Source organism: Olivibacter sp. LS-1 (assembly GCF_008245145.1).
In the GTDB taxonomy this organism is placed as follows: Bacteria; Bacteroidota; Bacteroidia; order Sphingobacteriales; family Sphingobacteriaceae; genus Olivibacter; species Olivibacter oleidegradans.
Genome location: NZ_CP041643.1, coordinates 4,596,938 through 4,612,230 on the forward strand (window position 1 = coordinate 4,596,938; position 15,293 = coordinate 4,612,230).

A 15,293-nucleotide genomic window follows, 5' to 3' on the forward strand; every position below is an offset into this window, starting at 1 on the left:
AGAAAATGGTTAGTAAACGACTATTAAATGTCAAACATACGATTATTTTTTATACATGCAAAAAAGACAAAAAAATTAAGGGTATAAGAATGAATGCATCCAATTACTGCAAAACCACGTGCTTTATATTTTTCCGATCATAGGTATACAAGACATGAATCAGGCCGTCACTCGTTTGTATAATCGCAGGGTAGCTATATTCTTCATTCGTACCATCTTCCAATACAGCAACATCATTCCACTTTTGGCCGTCCATCGAGCAGGCAATGCGCAGTTTTCCTCTATTGTTGAACCACTCCTTTCCAGGTACATCCGGATTGTATACGATCAGTTGGCGTCCGTCGCGCAAGGTAACGGCGTCCGTTCCGGAATTTGGATTTAAAAGGGCGGTTTTATTCAGCGAACCCCAGTGTAGTCCTCCATCTTCAGACCAAGATTGGATTACTGATCCTTCTTTGCTTCGACAAAGTACTTGTAATCGTTGATTCTTGTAAGTTAAAATACTTGGTTGAATTACATTATACTCGGAGGCAGTATCTATGGGTATATATTGCCAGCTTTCACCGTCATCCTTTGATAGTTCAATATGAGCTCTCCATTTATTTTCGGTAACTTCTACACTAGAGGGCGATAAGATATAGCCATTAGCTAACTGAATCGGCTTATTTTTGATCGGGCCTAGGATTCCATCGGGAAGTTTCTGCGGGGATGACCAGTTTAGCCCGTCATCGGTTGATGTTTTTACCATTCCCCACCATGCTCTCGGATTGGGTCCAACCTTATAAAACAGAAAGGTTTTCCCCGCTTGTGATTTAAATAAAACGGGATTCCAGGTTGGATAACGTAAGGTATCATTTATGACACCATCAGCTATTATTTGGGCCGTTGAAATCTTTTCGCTGTTTATTTTGCATAGCCAAATGCTCACATCTTCCTTCCCTTCTTGCGAACCTCCAAAACAAGCCGCCAATAAGATACCCGGCTTTACTTCCAAAAGTGTAGATGCATGACATTCCTTAAAAGGAGGATTGGTAAACACCAGTTCTTGTTTAATAATTTTCAACCTCTTCTGGGCGTAAAGAGCTAAGAAAGGAAAAAATAGAAGAGCAGACAACAAAGACAGCTTTTTTAACATATTGAAATTGTTAGAAAGGCTAAGTTAATACTTATCGTTTTATAAGCAAGTAACTAACAAAGTCCAAATAACGTCCAAATGCTAAAAAGTAACTGTTAATCGGTTTTCTGTAGCAAGCATCCGTCAATTAAAATGCACATGCTTATGAACATTTTTCTCGAAGCGATCCGCAATAGCGAACACAAGCGCAATACCGTTATCCAGGTTAATAGTAATGGCATTTTCCTGTTCCAATGTATCGGCAAAGGTATCGATTACATAGTCTTTATGCATATAGTGTCCTTCGTCGTTCACGTATTGATTGAACCATGTTAAAAGTTCCGCGAAGCTCCTGCAAGATACTGGGTTGATCAGGACGTCAGGATAACATCTTCTAATAAATCCTACTGTATACATAATCCGGTTTTTAATATTTGCAAACCTAACAATATTTGTACGCGCTCACCGAGAACAACTGCCTCGATCATCACTCATTTTTTCACAAATAAACTGTATGATTTATGCAAAATAAAATTTTTTACACAGAAATGCCTTGTTGTTACACGAAAGTTCATTTCCTCGCTTCGAATTGTTTTTTATACACTTTTTAGGTTGCCTCAATCTGTGCTAAATTGTGATAGTCGAGAAGCATCCTTACCTGTTCTTCCTAGCCTCTGTCATCCAACATTCTAATAAATTTCTAATCACTTTCCAATATATCTTTAAGTTCTCTCGACATAAATAATGCTATCTTTGTCGACATAAAAAAAAATAAAACAAAAAATGGATACGGGACCCAGTTACATAACAGGAGAACGCGCTCATTAAACCTGCTGCTTCTTTCAGCTGTGTGGTAATTAATGAGCTGCATAAGCGAAAGGAGCGATGACAAACAAACTTTCCATCAACCTTCGCATTTCTTTTTGAACGAGTTATCAAGTAAAGCGTTGATAACGCTTAATGGTTCCTGCTTTCAACATTGCATTGTTTATCTGTAAATCATCAAGAAATGAACACTTTTCAAGAAATTCACCCTGCAGACATTGCTGAGCAAATCACTTTATTTGACAGCAAAGAGCGAAACATTGCCTTTCTCAAATTAGCTGGCGAACAAAAGACAGCTGTATTTTCGTATCTGACAATTGATCTACAAAAAGAGATTATTAAAAGTCTGGGAGATAAAGAAGTAGCTGAGGTATTGAACAATTTAGAACCAGACGATCGTACATCGCTATTTGAGAGCTTTCCTGACGATCTTATTAAGCGAAGCATTAACTTATTGAATGATGAGGAAAAAGAGGTTGCGTTAAATTTAATCGGATATCCGGCAGATTGTATTGCGCGGTTGATGACACCCAACTACGTGCAAGCGAGAGCCGAGTGGACTGTACAGCAAGTTTTTACGCATATCAAGAAATTTGGAAAAAAGGCAGAAACGCTCAATCATATATACATAGTCGACAAGGATAACAAATTGATTGATGATCTTCGCATTGGTCAGTTATTGATGGCCGAGCCCGACGATATGCTTCGAAAATTGATGGATGAGAGCTTTATCGCTATCACTACAACCACCTCCATTGAAACTGCCTTGGACATTTTCGAGAAGTACGATCGCGCGGCGCTACCCATTACCACTGAAAAAGGTGTGTTAGTCGGGATTGTTACTTCCGATGATATTTTGGATAAAATGAAAGAATTGGATACCGAAGATATTCAGAAATTCGGGGGTGTTGAAGAACTGGATTTATCCTATACCCAGACGTCGCTCGTCGACTTGGTAAAAAAGAGAGCAGGCTGGCTTATCATCCTTTTTATAGGTGAAATGTTTACGGCTTCTGCTATGAGTTTTTTTGATTCCGAAATTGAAAAAGCAGTTGTATTGGCTTTATTCGTTCCGCTCATTATATCCAGTGGGGGAAATTCGGGATCACAAGCTGCATCGCTCATTATACGAGCTATGGCTTTGGGTGAACTAAAACTAAAAGATTGGTGGTATGTCATGCGAAAGGAAATGCTATCGGGTTTATCTCTAGGTATCATCCTCGGCACCATTGGATTTTTGCGGATTTTTATTTGGCAACAAACCGGTATCTACAACTATGGTACTTATTGGATCTGGGTAGCCTTAAGTGTTTCCATATCACTCGTTTTCATTGTACTTTGGGGTTCTTTATCGGGATCACTGATTCCTTTTGTTTTAAGAAGAATAGGCATGGACCCCGCTACGGCCTCTGCTCCTTTTGTGGCTACACTCGTTGACGTAACCGGTCTAATCATCTACTTTTCTGTAGCGGCCCTTTTTCTTTCAGGCAAATTACTTTAATATAGAAAGGGATGCTTTGGCATCCCTTTCTATATTAAATCAACCTTTCGGCTACTTTATCCCAATGTACCACATTCCACCAATTCTGTACATATTCAGATCGGCGGTTCTGATATTTTAAATAATAGGCGTGTTCCCACACATCCAACCCCAGCAAGGGAGTCTTTTGAGCGGGTCCCATCAATGGATTATCCTGATTGGAGGTTGAAATAATTTCCATTTTTCCCTTATGATCGACCAACCAGGTCCAACCCGAGCCGAAATGGGTAACAGCAGCCTGTGCAAACTGCTCCTTAAATTGTTCACAAGAACCAAATGTAGCTTGAATCATATCGGCCAATTTGCTTGGAGGTGTTCCTACCTTTGGCGTCATGCTTTCCCAAAAGAAATTATGATTCCAAGCACCTCCTGCATTATTTCGGAGCTTGTCCGAATAGCTTGCTACATCCTTAAACAAGTCATGGGCTGTCTGCTCCATAACATTTTCGGCAATTATTGCTTCATTGACTGATTTAATATAGGCCGTATGATGTTTTGTATAGTGGATTTCCATCGTCAAAGCATCGATGTATGGTGCTAAATCCTTATAAGTATACATCAACCTATCTTGTGTAAAAGATAAGCGTTTCTGTGCTTCGTTTTCAAGTGCTGATGCCTCTTCAACGTCGAGTAAAGAACCCGCTAGCATCGTCCCTACGAGCCCTTTACCTGTGTTTTTTATAAATTTTCTGCGTGTTAACATCTTATTACTGTTAATTTTTCCTTAGGTAGTCATAGATAGCTTTTGCTTCTTCCTCCGTCAATTGCTGATTAATCATGGGTGTTTGATAATGCTCGTACAAAGCCTTCGCCGCCGGATCTTCGGCAATCATCTTATCCGGTGCAAGCAACATGTTCAACACCCATTCGGGGCTATGCCTACTTGTGACTCCTTTCAGCGGCGGCCCTACGATCTTTCTGTCCATTTTATGGCACATGGCACATTTAACCGTGAAGAGCTCCGACCCTTCATTCACCAGCTGGGCATTTATGCTGCCGGGTTTGAACGCCTTTATTGGGCCCACACCTTTATTGGTTAAATCTGCAGGTGACACTTCTGTTTTCTTCTCTGCGTGCTGTACTGCCGATGTTATCGCTTTACTCCTATTATCACTTTCACTTCCGGCGTTCTGATCCGTTCCACCACAGGCTAATAGGAACAGTTGCGCAATTAAGGATGGCACGATAGCCATCCATTTATTTCGTGTGATCATTGTTTTTGTTTTTAAGTTCTTTCGTCAGTCCATTGTTTTCCTTTAGAAGTATCTCCATGTCATCAATCAATTTTGATACTTGTTCATCAACGGTTCCGTCGTAAATTCCCCGTATTCGTCGATCTCGATCCACCAAGGCAAAACTGCCACTGTGGATATATCCTCCCGGGGCCTCTTCTTCTTCTGCGGCTGCAGCGAAGTAAGATTTCTCGGCCAGCGTATATACCTGTTCTGCCGGTCCGCCCACAAAATGCCATAGGGAGGTGTCCGCACCAAGCTTCTCCGCATACTTTTTAAGCACGGGAATACTATCATGCTTTGGATCGATACTATGCGAAAGGATCGCTATTGAGGGGTTTCCCTTAAAATGAGTGGCTACTCGTTGCAAGTTCTTCGACATAATGGGACAAATGGTTGGGCAAGTTGTAAAGAAGAAATCGGCCACATAGATCTTGTCTGCAAAACTATCATTACTGATCCACACGCTATCCTGGTTGCGGAAACGGAAATCGGCAATTCGATGAGCAGCATCACCGTAGTAAGGTAACTTTTCATCCTTACAAGCTCCCAAAAAGAACAGGGTGAGAAACCCTGCTACATATAATAGATTCTTCATAAACAACTATTCGCTAATGTTCACCTTAAACACAATGGGCTCTGTTGATACAACCTTTCCGTCTTTCAATAGACTTGCCTGCACCTCCCACAAACCAGGCATGCCAAGATTTATTTCTCCCTTATAATAGCCATTACCCGTAGCTTTGGCATCTTGATTGCCTTCGGAACCATGGCCCATATCCGGCATATGTGTTTTCAGTTGGATTTCATAACCATCAAAAACAGCCGGATATTCATTTTTACTAATACGATGAAGGATAAAATGCGCCGGTTGCTTCCCAACTTTCACCGAGTCGCTGTTCAACCACGACAAAAAGAAACGTCCATCCGCCCCACCGTCGAAAGCAATGGTGCGTGGCTTTTTCAAATGTTTTACCTCCACCGGAATGCTCACTCGATTTTGATTAGCATCGGGCTGGTCGACCAACAAGCTAAGCGTCCAGCGATGGCCACTTTCTGATGATGAGGGCATAATAAACACCACTGCCCCCTTAAAAAAACCATTTTCTGTTTCCTCATTTGGTTGTATTACCGGTGCTCCATGAGCCATCATCCCCATTTTCATTTCAGGCAGAATTTGTAAGCGCGCCTTCTCTATTGGCCGGCCTTTCGCATCGTTGAGTTTTATAAAAAAGGATTGATAGGTATCGTATAATGAATCGCTAGCATAAAGCGTAGCTGAAAGATCGCCGTCAACCGACGCCCCCTCCCCCACCTTGATCAAAGAAGATTCATCAAAAGATGTATTAGCTACGGTTTGACCATGATCGTTCTCAGCTACGTGAGTCTGTGGATTTTGATTACATGATAGCAGAAGGAGCATTAAAGATATTGTCGGTATGAAAATAAATTTGCAATGTGTTAACATAGTCTTTAAAATAAGTTTAGTTATCTAAGCCCATTAGGCAGCTTTTGCCCAGGTAAAGCAGCCAGACAACCGTGTGATTTTATATTTTTGATATACTCGGCTTATAAATAAAGCGTGAAAAGGCTAATATCTTAGCCGCAAAAGTAATTTTTCAAGTCATTCTTGGCGGGTGGAAAAGACTTGTTGCATAAAGATAGTAGTATCGACCCGAGTAAGGAGGAACGATCCATTGCCGTAGGGTGGATATCGGGGCTTTTAATTTCAAGGTTTCAGGAACAATAACAAGAGCTTCTATTTTATTGATATATCTTTCACTGTCTTGTGATTCAGCTTCTCCCCATTTTTTTAATTTTTTCATTAATACACACTGACCGTTACAGTGCATCATCGGCCGCTCCTTGTTTTCACATAATTCATTCGTAATATACTCCCTATTGACTATAAACCAAGTCAGCAGTCCTAAGCTTCCCAGACACTGAAAAACCAAGCTGAGTAGCAATAGATAAACGAATGTTTTCCTAAACACTTCTTTATTGAAATAGTATACAAATAAAAAGAATACTTAATCCGAATGGATCAAACGACCATAGCTTCCATCAAGTCTTACACTTATGGGTTTTGATTTGAACCAAGGTTTAAATTATACAAGTGGGGGATGAAAGATAGACGCCAAGCTCGGTGCAATATACGGAAGCGCCCTTTCCGAAAATAAGATTGGTTTATCAAGAGGAAGAACCAGTGGATTAATATCGAGAAACACAAAGGTTCGGTTCATTGGTTGGAAATCCCGTAACTTGGTTTCCGCATTTTTTTTATCTTGATCTTGCTCTTTTTTAAGTTCTTTTACCAAGATACATCGACCACTACATAAAGGAGCCATTTTTGTATTTCTATTAATACAAAGATTTTTGGCTATATAATCCTGATTGGCGTAAAAAGCTGTCATAATAAATAATCCTGCGCAGGTTTGAAGCAACACGATGGGGATTAATAATATGATAGCAAAGCGTTTCAAAAGACTAACATTAAGATGTTGCGAATATAAGGCTTTGTTATAAAACGTGCAATTCAATTCGCTTTTATAAACGATGCTTCTAAAGAAAACCGCCCCCCGCATGCATCGGGTAGGCGGTTCATTTACAAACCAATCATTGTAAAAGGAACTCGAATACCTTTGACTCGATAATAATACGGGTCTATATAGCCGTCTTGACATCCGTCTAAGCCACATGCAGAATAATTTAAGCAGTAGGTAAGCAACAATTCATTCCGGCCATTATTAAAATGTGGATGAATAGCGGGTGTATAATACCGGGCATATTGTCCGTAAAAATATTCACTAATCGTGTAAACAGCCTTTCGTTCGGTAAAGGGACCCGTCGGGCTATCAGCAGTAGCCAGGTAAATGCGCCGATTGGCATCGCAATTAAACCCCTGATCCATCGTCATCAAAATATACTTTCCATTCAGATAGGATACGGCACTTGAGCCCAAGCCATCTGCTACTTTTGAAGCAGCACCGGTAGTAGGCGTTGCTGTCCACTCGGTACCATTAAAAAATTCCCATTGTTGAGGATTACTTTCCGGAAAACGTGCAACATGAATATAGCTTTCGTAGCCAAACCCAACTGTCTCACTTCCATAAGCGTACACATAGCCATCCCCTGCTTTAACCATGCCGGTAGCATATAAAATGGCAGTCTGCCCGCTTAAACCCGTTGGGGTAGTTCGTTGTGTTTGCCAGGTAGTGCTGGCATTTTGCGTAAAGACATAGAGCGATTGATTGGTGGCGTTTAAACCGGAACCTTCTCCACAGTGAACATATACTTTATCGCCGATTTCTACCCCCACCCCTGGCCAGGCAAAAGTATTATTTGGTTGAATAGTGCAAACTTGCCTTGGCCGTCCATTTGCACCACCGGGAACGGTTACATTTGGTGTATGCAGGTTATTCCAATCCGTTAAGGAAGGTTGTAGCAGCATCGAATTCCCATAACTGAAGAAATAATTGCAAGGAAATTTATCCTCCGATGTTAAAGAGGTACCATCCCAAGCGTCCTGTGTAACCCACAGCACTTTGCCGGCATTAGTGCCCCAACTCAATAAGATGCTATTTCCCTGATCAAAAGCAACCGAGCCTTGCTCTGATTCATTACGGTTAAAGAAACGAACAACTTCATCATCACGATAGGTATCTTCCGCCTCCAAGCTAATCACCCACTGCTGGCGGCTCTCATTGACCAAGGGTTCCTGCACAACAGCGACTCCATTATTCGTATTTCCATTCGCTATTGCCAAGGCCAAACCATTTCCTTTATTCACCAATCTAACAGAGGTGCCGTCCGACTGCTCCTCCAAACGCCATAGTTGTTGGTCGGCTAAAAAAGGAAAAGCCGCATACTGCTGTATTTGCATATTTACTGAATCAGATGCCGCAGGAACATCGATTAACTTTCCACTATGTAGATTTCTAATTTGATAATACTTTACCCCATCAGTGGTGGTACGATAAATCAAATGCCATTTCTGCCATCGGCTTTGTGCACCGTCAGACATGGAAGTTTCCCATTGCTGCAATTTCGCTTCGTCGTCAAATTTGTTATTGTAGAGTGGATCACCTGCCACTTCCATAAATTTGTTGCTAGCCACATTTTTCAGCGTTATTACGCCATAATCCGGCAGGGAAGCGAGTTGTAAAGAAGTAGGTTGATCTACTTCTTTCATCACACGTTGACAAGCGCACAGCAACAGCAAGTAGCATAGGCTTGTAAGTAATACCTGTTTTGTCATAATTTAAGATTTAACTGTTAAAAAGCACCAATTTCATCTGTCCACATAGCAGGTTAGAAGGTTTAGGTAGGTTTATCCGCCATTTCAAAGACTAGTTCACCACCTTTCATGATATCCCGGTGTCGAAGGTTATAATGCGGATAAACATTTCCGTTTAAACGAATAGCACGGATATAACGATTTTGAGGAGAGTTGTTCGGGGCACTAATAGTAAAATAGATGTCTTTTCCCTGCTTACTTCCAACACGGATACGGATACGATTGAATACAGGGCTCGTAATCTCATAAGTTCCATCTGCCGCTGCAATCGGATGGATACCACTGGCTGCCAATACATACCATGCAGACATTTGACCGACATCTTCATTTCCCACCAATCCTCTTTCAACGGCATTATGATAAGCTTGTTCACATATTTGTCGCGTCCATTTTTGCGTCAGCTCAGGTTTACCCAATTTATTGAATAGAAAGGGAACATGATGGACTGGTTCATTGGCATGGTTGTAAAAATCGTTCCAGCTAAAATCTGCCGGCGTTCGATCAAAAAAGGAGGTTAAATCGGCTAACATGCGCTCCTTACCTCCCATTAAATCGGCTAAGCCGTTTACATCATGCGGAACGAACCATCCCTGCTGATAGGGATTACATTCAATCGTACCATACCAATGCTCTTCCCTTCCTTTCGCTGGCCATGGCAACCAATTTCCCGCGTCGTCCTTTGGCCGGAACCAAGCTTTCTCTCTATCGAATAAGTTTTGGTAAGCCAATGACCGCTTTAAATATTGATCCGCTTCTTGTTGCTTGCCAAGTTGTCCCGCTAGTTTTGCGAGACACCAATCATTATAAGCATATTCCAGCGTCACCGATATCCCTTGGTTACCCGGCGTGTAGTGCTTTGGTCCATTTCCGAATTTTTCCAAGGAACCAACAGCCAACTGATAAGCCGCTTCGACATCGTAGTTGCGGATTCCTTTCGCATAAGCTTCTGCTAACACATTCACCGCGGGATTACCGATCATGCAACCTGAATAGGCATTTAGCAATTCCCATCGTTCAAAATAGTTTTTGTTCTTTTCCTTTGCCAGATCGGTGAGCGAGTGTATCAAGTCGCCCACTACTTCCGGATTAATGATGGTTTGTAAAGGCATTTGACTTCTGAATACATCCCAACCGCTAAAGATCGTTCTACGCACATGCCCGTTACTCGCGTGATGGGTTTTTCCATCACCTCCGGGAAAGTGCCCATCCACATCCTGCAAGCTACGTGGGTCTAGCATCGTCCGATACAAAGCGGTATAAAACACTGATTTTTCCTCCTCTGTACCTCCCTCCACTAGAATCTTTTTCAGTGCGTCAGACCAGCTTTGGCGAGCAGATTGATGTACTTTATCAAAATCCCAGTCCTTAATTTCAGTTCTTAGGTTTTGCTCAGCGCCAGCCTCATCGACGAAAGAAATACCGGCTTTCATGAATACCTGCTCCTGGTCTTCCGTAGCAAAAGTGGTATAAAAGCCGATATGCTTTCCTTCAGCCTGTCTTGTGTTAGCGACTACTTCCGCGTCAGCAATCCACTGTTGGTAATAGTCAGCCTCTACATTTTCTCTTTTTCTTTTGGCGGTATCCGGAATCCGTGCTTTCCATACGCCGACATTTTTCAATGGTTTACTAAATTCGGCATAAAAATACACCGTATAATCAGCTTGTCCATCTCCATTGCCCCAACCACCGCCATCCAGTGTGCAGCGCATCCAGCCCGAAATGCTATGATTATCCCGGACACGTACATATTGAGCCGTAGAGGTTCCACCAACCCGTCTCGCCAAATCGATCTGAATGCGTGCGTCCTTGCTTTTAGGAAAAGTAAAGCGCAAGATACCACTATGAGGCGCCGCCGTTATCTCCGCTTTAATATGATGATCCGTTAATTCAACACTATAATAACCTGCAGACGCTTTTTCTGATTCCTTATCATAAGCGCTTCTATAACCATCCTTCTTACCCTCTATTCCTACAAAGGTCTTTAAAGGTCCGACAGTAGGCGTGACCAGAAAATTACCGAGATCGCCGTACCAGCCAATACCGCTCATTTGTGTAAAAGCAAATCCTTCGATTGTTTTGTGCTCGTAACTATAGCCTGAGCCGTTATCACCTCCGGTAATCGTATTAGGACTTAATTGAACCATTCCGAAAGGCGTGGTGGCGCCGGGGATTGTTTTACCAAGCCCGTGATAAACACCTGCCGCCCCCACGCTGGTGCTAGCGCCAATAAAAGGATTGACATAATCGACCGGATCTTTTTGCTTTTTGCTTTTTGCGGACATACATGATTGTCCTGCAAGTGATATCAAAAAAGAAACTGCTAATCCTATATTCAAAAACTTCTTCATCTTATTTATATTGCTGATATCGTAACCTGATGCTCCTTCGGTTTATTTTTCCGGTAGATCTCCTCGCGTAGAAATTGCATTTCTTTCTCCAATTGTCTGCGCGTATTAGGCACTCGGATCTGTTCATAATCCGCCGTCTTTATTTTTAGCCAGACATTATCCTCTTGATGTTTCATAATCGTATCACGTGCTCTCTCTGAATCATCAAACAACAGATTTTTTCCCTTCAGGAAATTATAGTTTACCCAATAATAGTTTCTGAGTTTAGCTTCCAACTCACGATGCTTCCGATTCAACTCCATTAGTTCGAGCGCCTGTTTATATTGCGGAGTATGGGTTATTTCCGCTAAGTTAATTCCTTTCGCCCATTCAGTAGCGCTAAAAGCTCCAATCCATTCTCCATCGATTTTTAAGGCATAGTTGCCTGCCTTTAATCCTTTCACCATCAAACGTTCCTGATTAAATTCTTCGGTAAACGGAATAACGCTCAAAGCATCTCTTTGTATCTGACTGTTTTCCCATACCCTGGGCAAGGTGTCAATAGGATAAGGAAGTGCGTTCGATAAATAGTCGAACCTTATAACGGACGGCTCCACCTTCAGCGATTTAATTTTCGCATTATCACTTTTTTCAACCTTTCTTGAAGGTACATCAATAGAAACGTCTGCTACGGCTTTACCGGCTAATCCCTGTTCTTTAAGAAAAAGATAAGCCATCACAAAATGGCCTGCACTACCAGGATGAATCCGGTCAGGTCCGGTCAGTGTAAATGCAGGATTCTCACCCTGTTCTTTCTCGGTAATAGCCAACATTGGATGCAATAAATCCACGTATTCCCATCGATTTTTACGCGCGACGTCCTGTTGAAAACCGGCAATCTCTTCCATAGTTTGACTTTTGCCAGGAAAATAGTTCTTCTCATTCCGCATGGTTTCATCATAAGGAGATGACGACATAATGATCTTTCGGATTCCGGGACGCCCTTTCAAAAATTCTTCGATTTTCAGGAAGTTGGCGTAGGCAGTGTCTACCGCTTCTCGACGCGTCTGGGCGGTCTTCGTTGTATCTTGGTATTCGAAATACTTACTATCATTCATTCCAAAAGTCACAATCAGTACAGACGGATCCTTTTCCATGATATCTCTCGGTAATCGATCATAAATCTGACCAGCAACATCCCCGCCTATACCGGCATTGAAAACTTGTAATTTCATGTCAGGAAAATGTGTGATGTAGTACAACCAAATATAATTTTCGTATAGACCTGCTTCGGTAATACTATTACCTGCGAACACAACGCGATCACCATTACTAAAAGGTTTGACAGACTGGCCATAGCCCAACTTAAAAAGGACAAGCAAGGCCCACAAGAGGTAGTTCTTTTTCATCTTATTATTTCATTTTAATTCGCAAGGTACGGAAGCCAAAACGAGGCATTTGTATCTCCAACTTTGCCGCATTAGCGTCTCGTTTTATCTCCAATTCCTCTATAGTCACTTTATTTAAATCTTCCAATTGCGCACGATGGATAGGAAGTTTTAAATCAATTCTTAACGGTCCTTCATCGCCGGCGGCGTTGAAGATACGTAACAGTAAATCATCTTCGTCCCATCGCAATGCCGTTAGTTGGTATCCCGGTTTACTAAAATCTAGTAAAGAACGTTCCTTTTCGACTATCTGCTGCGTTGAGGTCAGCTTCAGCGGATTGGCCAAAACGTCACTTACCTGCCAAAGGTCCGCTTTTTCCCAATTTCCCCGATGAGGTAACAAGCTGTAATTTAATTCAGTAGGCCCGTCCAAGTAGTAGTTACGTCCCCACAGGCCTTTTCCGACATACTGTACATTTAATGCCAGCGGATGTCGCTCTCCATGCGCATAAGATGTTGTATGATCGGTAAATAAGGCCAAACCATACTGCTCTTGACGATCGGTAACATCCACCCAATCGAGCACAACATTATTCTTGATACTATCCCAACTGCTAAAGAACGTATTATCAAGCCTACTTTGTGTCACATCAAATGGCGCATTCTTTGCTATACGCTGTTCTTCCAGTTGTGTCGGAAAAAGTACCAGTAGTTTAAATTGATCATTATAGAATGCCTTTTTCCTATTTTCAAAACGAAGCTCCTCATCGTTAAATTGTCCGATATGCGCTTGCCCGTTCCAATCGATCTTTAACCGAATATCCAGTCGCGGCTCCCCTTTTGTTAAGCAGATTTCCTGTAAAAAATCATGGTTAGCGATTTTTCCCGTTACGGCCAATCTCAAATGCAAGGGGCCCTGCTCCAAAACGGTAATATTGGCCTTGTTTTCAGTGCTTGATCGAAAGCGTTGCTCATCATAAAAAAAGCCGCGCAGTTCATTGAATCCTTTAAAAGCAGAAGTGTCCACCCACTCTTTATCACCTAAATCTTTCAATTTCAGGCTGCGGATAACTCCACCTAAATTTGCGTTTAAGCATAATAAGTGTTTGTCAGTTTCTACCAACAATTCGTCACCTCTCCAAGATAAGTGAGCAAAAGAGCGAGGCTTATACTGCTTCTCTTTTAACTGATACCGCGCCTCCCCCATGGCGGGAACATTGACTTCAAAAAGCAGATGTAATGCCTCTTTTCGCCGACTCCATTGGGTCGTTACCTGATGCCCATCAGCATCCACCACAACCAAGCCCGTATCAATTTTCGAGTTCGCAAAGCGATAATCAACCACACCCCTCCTTCTATAGGGCAGTACGTTCCGAACCATGAATGACGACGATGAAAGACTTTCTTTAGCCTCAAGCGACATCACCGAATCGGCAACTTCCATGGTTGTGTCTGTCCACAGTTTCACCTTTCCGGCCCAATCAGTGCTATCCACCTTGTTATAAGGAACAATCCAACAATCATGATGTTGAGCCAAAAGCAAGGGATACCAAGCCTTCCGAAAGCCAAACTCCGGCCATTCCTTTCCCCGCCATAGATGGTCCATCGCAGCCCACTTTTCAGCCATCAGTAAATGCTGCTCAGCCTTACGAACCCGTTGTGCAATCCGCTGCAACACCTGTGCGCCCCAAACGAGACTAACCTGAATATCCTCCTGCGAAAGTTGCCAGTTCTCCAAAATCCGATTCGTGCTCACTTGTTGAAAATAATGGCGCCATGTGACATACTCGGTAGGCTGATAATCACCCTTATTTTTGCCAAGCCAAGGTCCATTTGTCCAACCCGCGTCCTGCAAGCACATACCTATCGGATGCTCAATACCAGCATCTAGGGCTGCTTTAATAAAGCGCTTGCTATTGTAACTTGCTATAGTCTCCCACGTGGAGCCCGGCTTTAAAGCTTCTATCGCGTAGCGAGGTATTGTAGGTATCGTGGTGCCATCCGGTCCGAGCCAATTGACCGCTTCCCTTCCGTAGGCCCGCGTATAGCCACCCCAACAAGTATTCGGATTTTTCAATGAGGCATATTTAAATCCAAAGCTTTTCAGAATCTGAGGTAGCGCACTTGTAAAACAAGGCTCTTCAGAAGCATAAGTATCAAATCGGATTGTAGGAAAATGTTTACGCAATAGTTCCATTCCGTAGGTAAATTGCCGAATAATGCTCTCTCCGGATATATTATATAAATAAGCCTGTCCATAAGCGGGGTTCACATACTCCATACGTCCGGAGCTGGATTGATCTTGCATTAAAGCTACAAATTGCTGATAACCATATGGGTCCACTTCTTTTACCCAATCCCAAGTTACCGGTTCTATTTCAAGGTTCAGTTTCCAATCCGGATGCTGCAGCAACTGATTCACCATAAAGCTGGTATACTTGGGTGGAAAATGCCCCCATTTCCCACCATGATAACCATCCGCAAAATAGGCTTTCTGTGCTTGAACTACCAAACCATTCAACAAAAATACGCCCACTAAAAAAGCTGTATTTAATTTTTTTTTCTGCATT

13 protein-coding genes are annotated in these 15,293 nt (G+C 42.3%); 1 reads left to right on the forward strand and 12 read right to left on the reverse strand.

What is annotated here, in order from left to right:
* Positions 1–103: 103 nt before the first annotated feature.
* Both FKG96_RS18960 and FKG96_RS18965 read right to left on the reverse strand, forming a co-directional pair.
* Positions 104–1,135: an exo-alpha-sialidase gene (locus FKG96_RS18960; protein WP_130855344.1), complete on the reverse strand. Its 1,032-nt coding sequence runs from the start codon at positions 1,133–1,135 to the stop codon at positions 104–106.
* Positions 1,136–1,258: 123 nt separating this feature from the next.
* A complete protein-coding gene (locus FKG96_RS18965; RefSeq protein ID WP_013667531.1) occupies positions 1,259–1,531 on the reverse strand; it encodes a hypothetical protein in 273 nt (90 codons plus the stop codon).
* A gap of 592 nt (positions 1,532–2,123) precedes the next feature.
* Here FKG96_RS18965 and mgtE point away from each other — a divergent pair.
* Complete coding sequence (mgtE, locus tag FKG96_RS18970) at positions 2,124–3,440, forward strand: magnesium transporter (protein ID WP_149105852.1); 1,317 nt, start codon at positions 2,124–2,126, stop codon at positions 3,438–3,440.
* 34 nt (positions 3,441–3,474) lie between these two features.
* On the opposite strand, the gene FKG96_RS18975 is transcribed toward mgtE, so the two are convergent.
* The 10 genes from FKG96_RS18975 to FKG96_RS19020 form a co-directional block, all read right to left on the reverse strand.
* Complete coding sequence (locus tag FKG96_RS18975; RefSeq protein WP_149105853.1) at positions 3,475–4,182, reverse strand: superoxide dismutase; 708 nt, start codon at positions 4,180–4,182, stop codon at positions 3,475–3,477.
* Between the two features lie 10 nt (positions 4,183–4,192).
* Positions 4,193–4,693 (reverse strand): cytochrome c, encoded by a 501-nt coding sequence (locus FKG96_RS18980; RefSeq protein WP_130855343.1) that lies wholly within the window; start codon positions 4,691–4,693, stop codon positions 4,193–4,195.
* Positions 4,677–5,309 (reverse strand): SCO family protein, encoded by a 633-nt coding sequence (locus FKG96_RS18985; protein ID WP_013667535.1) that lies wholly within the window; start codon positions 5,307–5,309, stop codon positions 4,677–4,679. The genes FKG96_RS18980 and FKG96_RS18985 overlap by 17 nt, the downstream gene beginning before the upstream one ends.
* 6 nt (positions 5,310–5,315) lie before the next feature.
* Positions 5,316–6,134: a FixH family protein gene (locus tag FKG96_RS18990; protein WP_168204577.1), complete on the reverse strand. Its 819-nt coding sequence runs from the start codon at positions 6,132–6,134 to the stop codon at positions 5,316–5,318.
* A 196-nt stretch (positions 6,135–6,330) separates the two neighbouring features.
* Positions 6,331–6,705: a hypothetical protein gene (locus FKG96_RS18995; protein ID WP_130855341.1), complete on the reverse strand. Its 375-nt coding sequence runs from the start codon at positions 6,703–6,705 to the stop codon at positions 6,331–6,333.
* A gap of 114 nt (positions 6,706–6,819) precedes the next feature.
* Complete coding sequence (locus tag FKG96_RS19000) at positions 6,820–7,125, reverse strand: hypothetical protein (protein ID WP_130855340.1); 306 nt, start codon at positions 7,123–7,125, stop codon at positions 6,820–6,822.
* Positions 7,126–7,316: 191 nt separating this feature from the next.
* A complete protein-coding gene (locus tag FKG96_RS19005; protein WP_013667539.1) occupies positions 7,317–8,969 on the reverse strand; it encodes an RICIN domain-containing protein in 1,653 nt (550 codons plus the stop codon).
* A gap of 62 nt (positions 8,970–9,031) precedes the next feature.
* Positions 9,032–11,356 carry a GH92 family glycosyl hydrolase gene (locus FKG96_RS19010; RefSeq protein ID WP_130855338.1) on the reverse strand — a complete coding sequence of 775 codons (2,325 nt, stop codon included), beginning with the start codon at positions 11,354–11,356 and terminating at the stop codon, positions 9,032–9,034.
* Between the two features lie 5 nt (positions 11,357–11,361).
* Complete coding sequence (locus FKG96_RS19015) at positions 11,362–12,744, reverse strand: SGNH/GDSL hydrolase family protein (protein ID WP_013667541.1); 1,383 nt, start codon at positions 12,742–12,744, stop codon at positions 11,362–11,364.
* A gap of 4 nt (positions 12,745–12,748) precedes the next feature.
* Positions 12,749–15,292, reverse strand: a complete 2,544-nt coding sequence (locus FKG96_RS19020) for a glycoside hydrolase family 38 C-terminal domain-containing protein (RefSeq protein WP_130855337.1) — start codon at positions 15,290–15,292, stop codon at positions 12,749–12,751.
* Between the last annotated feature and the right edge of the window lies 1 nt (position 15,293).

Coding starts and splice junctions, on each gene's coding strand:
- FKG96_RS18960 (WP_130855344.1), bottom strand. CDS start 1,135: ATGTTAAAAAAGCTGTCTTTGTTGTCTGCTCTTCTATTTTTTCCTTTC.
- FKG96_RS18965 (WP_013667531.1), bottom strand. CDS start 1,531: ATGTATACAGTAGGATTTATTAGAAGATGTTATCCTGACGTCCTGATC.
- mgtE (WP_149105852.1), top strand. CDS start 2,124: ATGAACACTTTTCAAGAAATTCACCCTGCAGACATTGCTGAGCAAATC.
- FKG96_RS18975 (WP_149105853.1), bottom strand. CDS start 4,182: ATGTTAACACGCAGAAAATTTATAAAAAACACAGGTAAAGGGCTCGTA.
- FKG96_RS18980 (WP_130855343.1), bottom strand. CDS start 4,693: ATGATCACACGAAATAAATGGATGGCTATCGTGCCATCCTTAATTGCG.
- FKG96_RS18985 (WP_013667535.1), bottom strand. CDS start 5,309: ATGAAGAATCTATTATATGTAGCAGGGTTTCTCACCCTGTTCTTTTTG.
- FKG96_RS18990 (WP_168204577.1), bottom strand. CDS start 6,134: ATGCTCCTTCTGCTATCATGTAATCAAAATCCACAGACTCACGTAGCT.
- FKG96_RS19000 (WP_130855340.1), bottom strand. CDS start 7,125: ATGACAGCTTTTTACGCCAATCAGGATTATATAGCCAAAAATCTTTGT.
- FKG96_RS19005 (WP_013667539.1), bottom strand. CDS start 8,969: ATGACAAAACAGGTATTACTTACAAGCCTATGCTACTTGCTGTTGCTG.
- FKG96_RS19010 (WP_130855338.1), bottom strand. CDS start 11,356: ATGAAGAAGTTTTTGAATATAGGATTAGCAGTTTCTTTTTTGATATCA.
- FKG96_RS19015 (WP_013667541.1), bottom strand. CDS start 12,744: ATGAAAAAGAACTACCTCTTGTGGGCCTTGCTTGTCCTTTTTAAGTTG.
- FKG96_RS19020 (WP_130855337.1), bottom strand. CDS start 15,292: ATGCAGAAAAAAAAATTAAATACAGCTTTTTTAGTGGGCGTATTTTTG.